This window comes from Sphingomonas sp. (assembly GCF_048594985.1).
Classification (GTDB): Bacteria; Pseudomonadota; Alphaproteobacteria; order Sphingomonadales; family Sphingomonadaceae; genus Sphingomonas_I.
In genome coordinates this window covers 1-5,997 of record NZ_JBMDXG010000022.1, presented here as the reverse complement: position 1 = coordinate 5,997, position 5,997 = coordinate 1, and the positions used below count along the sequence as shown (strand labels likewise).

Here is a 5,997-nt window from a genome sequence, read left to right as displayed (position 1 = left end):
CACCACCACACGGGCAGGCCCTCCCGCCGGCCCGACCGGCTCGGCGGGGCGGGGGGGCCGGCGCCGCTCGCTGGGGGGCAGTTCGTCACGCTGCGACTGACGGCGGGGATGTATCACCGCTTCCACGCGCCCGCCGATCTGACGGTCGAGCGCGTCACCTATTTTCCGGGCGACTGCTGGAACGTGAATCCGCCAACGCTGAAGCGGGTGCCGCGCCTGTTCTGCCGCAACGAACGCGCGGTTTTGTCGTGCCGGATGGCGGACGGGACGCCGCTGATCATCGTCGCGGTGGCGGCGGTGCTGGTGGCGAGCATCCGGCTGACCTTCCTCGACCTGCCCGCCCGCATCCGGCGCGGCAAAAGCCATGCCTTTCCTGTCGACGCGGCGGTGGCCAAGGGGGAGGAAATGGGATGGTTCGAGCAGGGATCGACTTTGGTCGTGCTGCTCCCGCCCGGCAGCACCCCGATAGCGGGCGAGGGCGTGCGGATTCGCGCTGGACAGCCGCTCGCGCGCGGTCGATCCGCGGCTCCCGCAGGGTCAAGTCGCGGTCATCCGGGCTAAAATTCCCCGAGCGAGCATGCTACCGCCGGATCGAGAAACGACAGGAATGGGGTGCAGGATCGTGGGAAAGCTCGCAACTCGGTTGGTCCTGTGCGCGCTATTGGGGCAGGCCACGCTTGCCGCCGCGCAGAACCGGCCGGCCGTGCCCCTGTCGCCGCAGATCGACGCGAGCCGCCCCGATTGGGAAAATCCGGCGATGTTCGAACGCGGCAAGATGCCGGCGCGCGCGACCGGCTTTCCATTCGAGAGCCGCGACCTCGCGCTCGATGGCGATCGGGAGCGATCGAGCCGTTTCCTGTCGCTCAACGGCGCGTGGCGCTTTGCCCTCTCCCCGAATGTCGACGGCGCACCGGCCGACTTCTTCCGCGACGATTTCGATGTGTCGGGCTGGAAGGAAATCCGCGTGCCGGCCGACTGGCAGGCCGAGGGGTATGATCAGGCGCGGTACAACAACATCACCTATCCCTTTCCCGCCAATCGGCCGCTGATCCCGCACGATCGCAACCCGGTCGGCTCGTATCGGCGCGATGTGGATATTCCGGCGGGGTGGGCGGGGCAGGACGTGATCCTGCACATCGGCGCGGCGGGATCGGCCTACTATGTCTGGGTGAACGGGCAGCAGGTCGGGTATAGCGAGGACAGCAAGCTGCCGTCCGAATTCGACGTCACGCGTTTCCTGCGCGCGGGCCGGAACAGCATCGCGATCCGCATCTATCGCTGGTCGGACGGCTCCTACCTCGAGGATCAGGACTTCTGGCGCGTTTCGGGCATCGAGCGCGAAGTGTTCCTGATGGCCGCGCCCAAGACGCGAATCCGCGACTTCACGGTGCGCGCCGGCCTCGCGGGCAACTGGCGCGACGGCACGTTGGATGTGGCCACGAAGGTGCTGCCGGGCAGGACGGCGATGCGCGTGCGCGCGACTTTGCTCGACGGCGACCGGATCGTGTCGGAGCGGACCGCGCCGGTGCGTCCCGGCGGGGGTGAGCAGGTGGTGCGGCTGGCCGACCGGCTGAAGGACGTGCGCGCCTGGTCGGCCGAAACGCCCAACCTCTACACTTTGCTGATCGAACTGATCGATGCGAAGGGCAGCGTCGTCCAGGCGACGAAGCAGCGAGTCGGCTTTCGCGACGTCGCGATCCGTAACGGGCAGCTGCAAGTGAACGGTCGCGCGGTCTACATTCGCGGCGTCAACCGCCACGAGCACGACCCCGATACGTTCCACGTCATCTCGATGGAATCGATGCGCCGCGACATCGAGATGATGAAGCGCAACAACGTCAACGCGGTGCGCACGTCGCATTACCCGAACGATCCGCGCTGGTACGACCTGGCCGACGAATATGGGCTGTACGTCATGGACGAGGCCAACATCGAATCGCACGCCTACATGGAGATGGGCTGGAAGGGGGATGCCGAGCGGGAACTGTACCAGATCGGTTACGACAAGGCCTGGGACGCGGCGCACGTATCGCGCGTGGCGAACATGGTCGAGCGCGACAAGAACCATCCGTCGATCATCTTCTGGTCGTTGGGCAACGAGGCGGGGATCGGCCCCGCGTTTGAAAAGGCGGCGGCGGAGGCACGGCGGCGCGATCCGACGCGGCTCATCAACTATCTCGGGTGGGGCACGCTCGAACAGCCCAAGCCCAACGCCTATGCCGACATTTTCGCGCCGATGTACTTCGGCGTCGACCAGACGATCGCCTATGCGCGCGACCCGCGCTTCACCCAGCCGCTGATCCAGTGCGAATATTCGCACATGCAGGGGAATAGCGGGGGCAACATGGCGGATTATTGGGAGGCGATCTACGCCAATCCCAAATTGCAGGGCGGCTTCGTCTGGGATTGGGTCGACCAGTCGATGCACGCGCGGGACGTGAACGGGGAGCCCTTCTGGGGTACGGGCGGCCTTTATGGCCCCAATCCGGGCGGGGACATCGAATTCGGCGACGGGCTGATCCAGCCCGACCGCACGCCCAACCCGCACCTGTTCGAGATGCGCAAGGTGTACGAGCCGATCGCCTTCCGCGCGCAGGACGCGGCGGGCGGACGCTTCACGGTCCTCAACCGCCACGACTTCCGGACGCTCGGAGATTTCGATTTCGGCTGGCTGCTGCTGCGCGACGGGATCGAAGTGGCGCGCGGCACGCTGCCGGCGATCGACGTTCCGGCGCGCGGAGAGGGGGCGTTGGCGATCCCGCTTCCGGCGGGGCGCGAGGCGGGGCACGAATATGTGGTGACGATCACCGCGCGGGCGCGTGCCGGCGTATCGCCACTCCTGCCCGCCGGACATCTCGTCGCATGGGAACAGTTCGTGCTGCCGGGCACGGCGGTGGCGGCGCCGGCGGCGTCGGGCCCGGTGCGGGTGAACGAGCAGGCGGGCCGGGTCAGCCTGTCGGCGGCAGGGCGCGAGCTTCGGGTCGATCGGGCGACGGGCCTGGTGGACTATCGCCAGGACGGCCGCGCGATCCTGTCCGGCGGCACGCCCAATTTCTACCGCGCGCTGACCGACAACGATGTCGGCACGCGGATCGAGCGGACGCATGGCGTCTGGAAAACGGCGACCGAGCAGCGCCGCGTCGAGGCGGTGACGGTCGAGCGGGAGGGCGACGGCGCGGCGGACGTGCGCGTCCGGTTCGTCGTGGGCGATGGCACGGCGCGGTTCGAGAGCCGCTATCGGATGCAGGGCGACGGTCGTGTCGCGGTCGAGGGGCAGTTCACGCCGCTTGCCACGGGGCTGCCCGATCCGCTGCGTATCGGGCTGGCGTTCCAGATGCCGGCCGCTTTCACCGACCTCGAATGGTATGGGAAGGGTCCGCACGAAAGCTATTGGGATAGGCAGGCGGGGGCGGCGCTCGCGCGCTGGGCCGGGCCGATCGCCGAGCAGAATCACGATTATATGCGGCCGCAGGAGACCGGGAATAAAGTCGACGTGCGCTGGCTGGCGGTGCGCGGGCCGAACCTGCCGACGCTGACGGTCACGGGCGCGCAGCCGCTGTCCGCCAATGTTCTCGCCTTTCCCTACGATGACCTCGCGCGCCGGGCGCCGGGCACGCGCCGGAGCAGCGATATCGTGCCGCACGGGCACGTTACCGTCCTGATCGACGCGCTGCAGAGCGGGCTTGGCGGCACCGATACGTGGAGCCCGCTCGGCCGGCCGCTGGAACGCTATCGCGTTCCCGTCGCGCCGCTCCGCTACGGCTTCACGCTGGCGGTTGATCCCGCCGGGCGGGCAGAGGCCGGCGCCCGGCCGGCAACGGCAACCGGAACGCCGATCGCGTTCTAAAGGAACGGGGCGCGGTCGAGATCCTCGACCGCGCCAATCCCGGCTGCGAAGAGACGGCGGCGCTCAGCCAGCGACGCAATCCTGACGCTGCTGGCCGAGCTTTTCGATGCCGAGTTCGATCACGTCGCCCGCCTTCAGGAACCACGGCGCGGGCTTCTGGCCCAGGCCGACGCCGGGGGGCGTGCCCGTGGTGATGATGTCGCCCGCTTCGAGCTGCACGAATTGCGAGCAGTAAGCCACGATCTGCGCGACGGTAAAGATCATGGTCGAGGTGCTGCCGTCCTGCACCCGCTTGCCGTTGACCTCCAGCCACATGGACAGCTTCTGCGGGTCGCCAACCTCGTCCGCGGTGACGAGCCACGGGCCGACCGGGCCGAAGGTCGGGAAACCCTTGCCCTTGTCCCACGTCGCGCCGCGTTCGGTCTGCCAGTGGCGTTCCGACACGTCGTTGACCACGCAATAGCCGGCGACATGGGCCAGCGCGTCGCGTTCCTCGACCCGGAAAGCGGGCGAGCCGATGATCACGCCCAGTTCGACTTCCCAGTCGGTCTTGGTGGAGTTGCGCGGGATCGTCACCGGATCGTTCGGACCCTGCAGGCAGCTGACCCACTTGTTGAACACCACCGGTTCCTCGGGGATCGGCAGGTTCGATTCGGCCGCATGGTCGGCATAGTTGAGGCCGATCGCGATGAACTTGCGCGTCCCTGCCACGGGCACGCCGTAGCGAGGCTCGCCATCGACCACCGGCAAACTGGCCGGATCAAGCGCGGCGAGGCGGCGCAGCCCGTCGGGGGACAGAGCCGCGCCGTCGATCTCGGCCAGATGGCCCGAAAGATCGCGGAGCGTGCCGTCACCGTCGACGAGGCACGGGCGTTCCTTGCCGGCAGGGCCGACGCGACACAGTTTCATGAAGTCACCTTTCGTCTGGAAGATCGGTCAGGATAGAGCGGTCGATGGCGGACACCTTTGATACGCCGGTCAGCGTCATGGCAACGCGCATCTCACGTTCGAGGAGGTCGAGCAGGCGCGCCACGCCCGCCTCGCCCCCGGCGGCGAGAGCGTAGAGCCAGGCGCGACCGAGAAAGACGCCGCGTGCGCCGAGCGCGAGCATGCGGACGATGTCGAGCCCCGACCGGACGCCCGAATCCGCCAGGACGGTCAGCCGGTCGCCCACCGCCTCCGCGATCGCCGGCAAGGCGCGCGCGGTGGAACTGACGCCGTCGAGCTGCCTGCCGCCATGGTTGGACACGACGATGCCGTCGGCGCCCAGCGCCGCCGCCTCGCGCGCATCCTCGACATCCAGGATGCCCTTGATGATGAGCGGCCCGTCCCACAGCTCGCGGATCCAGCCCAGATCGCGCCACTGGATCGACGGATCGAAATTGGCCGCCATCCAGCCGATATAGTCGTCGAGGCCGCTGGCGTTGCCCAGCACCGGCTCCAGATTGCCGAGGCGGTGGGGGCGGCCGTGCAGCCCGACATCCCACGCCCATCCCGGCCGGCCCATCGCCTGCAGCACCCGCCGCATCGGGCCATATCGTCCCGACATGCCCGAACGGACATCGCGATAGCGGATGCCGGGCGTCGGCATGTCGACCGTGAAGACCAATGCCTCGGCCCCGGCGGCGCGCGCGCCTTCGATCAGGTCGCGCATGAAGGCGCGGTCGCGGATGACGTAGAGCTGGAACCAGAGCGGGCCGTCGGCGGCGAGCGCGCGCACCTCGCGGAGCGAGCAGATCGAGACGGTCGACAGCGTGAAGGCGAGGCCGCGCCGGTGCGCGGCCCGCGCCGCCAGCGTCTCCCCGCGCCGCCGGAACATGCCGCCGATGCCGATCGGACCGAGCATCACGGGCAAGGGATGCGTGCGCCCGAACAGGTGCGTGCCAAGGTCGAGTTCGGCCACATCGCGCAACACACGCTGGCGCAACTGGATGGCGCGAAGATCGGCGACGTTGGCGTCGAGCGTCTGTTCGTCGAAGGCACCCCCTTCGGCATAGTCAAAGAGGAAGCGGGGCAGGCGGCGGCGCGCAGCCTCCCGGAAGTGCGATGCCGAGACAATCGAATCCATCCGCGTCACGCCATCGTCCATCCGCCGTCGATCGCGTGGAGGATGCCGGTCGTATAGGCGCTCTCGTCGCTCGCCAGATACA

4 protein-coding genes are annotated in these 5,997 nt (G+C 68.5%); 2 read left to right on the top strand and 2 right to left on the bottom strand.

Features of this window, described 5'->3' with window-relative positions; all coding sequences use genetic code 11:
• Together ACOJSF_RS00790 and ACOJSF_RS00785 are read left to right on the top strand one after the other, a co-directional pair.
• Window positions 1–561 (top strand): phosphatidylserine decarboxylase (locus ACOJSF_RS00790; protein WP_420140340.1); only part of this gene is annotated, 561 nt, incomplete at its 5' end.
• A 61-nt stretch (window positions 562–622) separates the two neighbouring features.
• Window positions 623–3,847, top strand: a complete 3,225-nt coding sequence (locus tag ACOJSF_RS00785) for a glycoside hydrolase family 2 TIM barrel-domain containing protein (protein WP_420140339.1) — start codon at window positions 623–625, stop codon at window positions 3,845–3,847.
• Between the two features lie 63 nt (window positions 3,848–3,910).
• Here the strand turns inward: ACOJSF_RS00785 and ACOJSF_RS00780 are convergent, their stop codons facing one another.
• The gene (locus ACOJSF_RS00780; RefSeq protein ID WP_420140338.1) at window positions 3,911–4,756 is read right to left on the bottom strand and encodes a fumarylacetoacetate hydrolase family protein; all 846 of its coding nucleotides are present in this window, start codon (window positions 4,754–4,756) and stop codon (window positions 3,911–3,913) included.
• Between the two features lie 4 nt (window positions 4,757–4,760).
• Window positions 4,761–5,936, bottom strand: a complete 1,176-nt coding sequence (gene lldD / locus ACOJSF_RS00775) for an FMN-dependent L-lactate dehydrogenase LldD (protein ID WP_420140337.1) — start codon at window positions 5,934–5,936, stop codon at window positions 4,761–4,763.
• Window positions 5,937–5,997: the final 61 nt, after the last annotated feature.

Coding starts and splice junctions, on each gene's coding strand:
- ACOJSF_RS00780 (WP_420140338.1), bottom strand. CDS start 4,756: ATGAAACTGTGTCGCGTCGGCCCTGCCGGCAAGGAACGCCCGTGCCTC.
- lldD (WP_420140337.1), bottom strand. CDS start 5,936: ATGGACGATGGCGTGACGCGGATGGATTCGATTGTCTCGGCATCGCAC.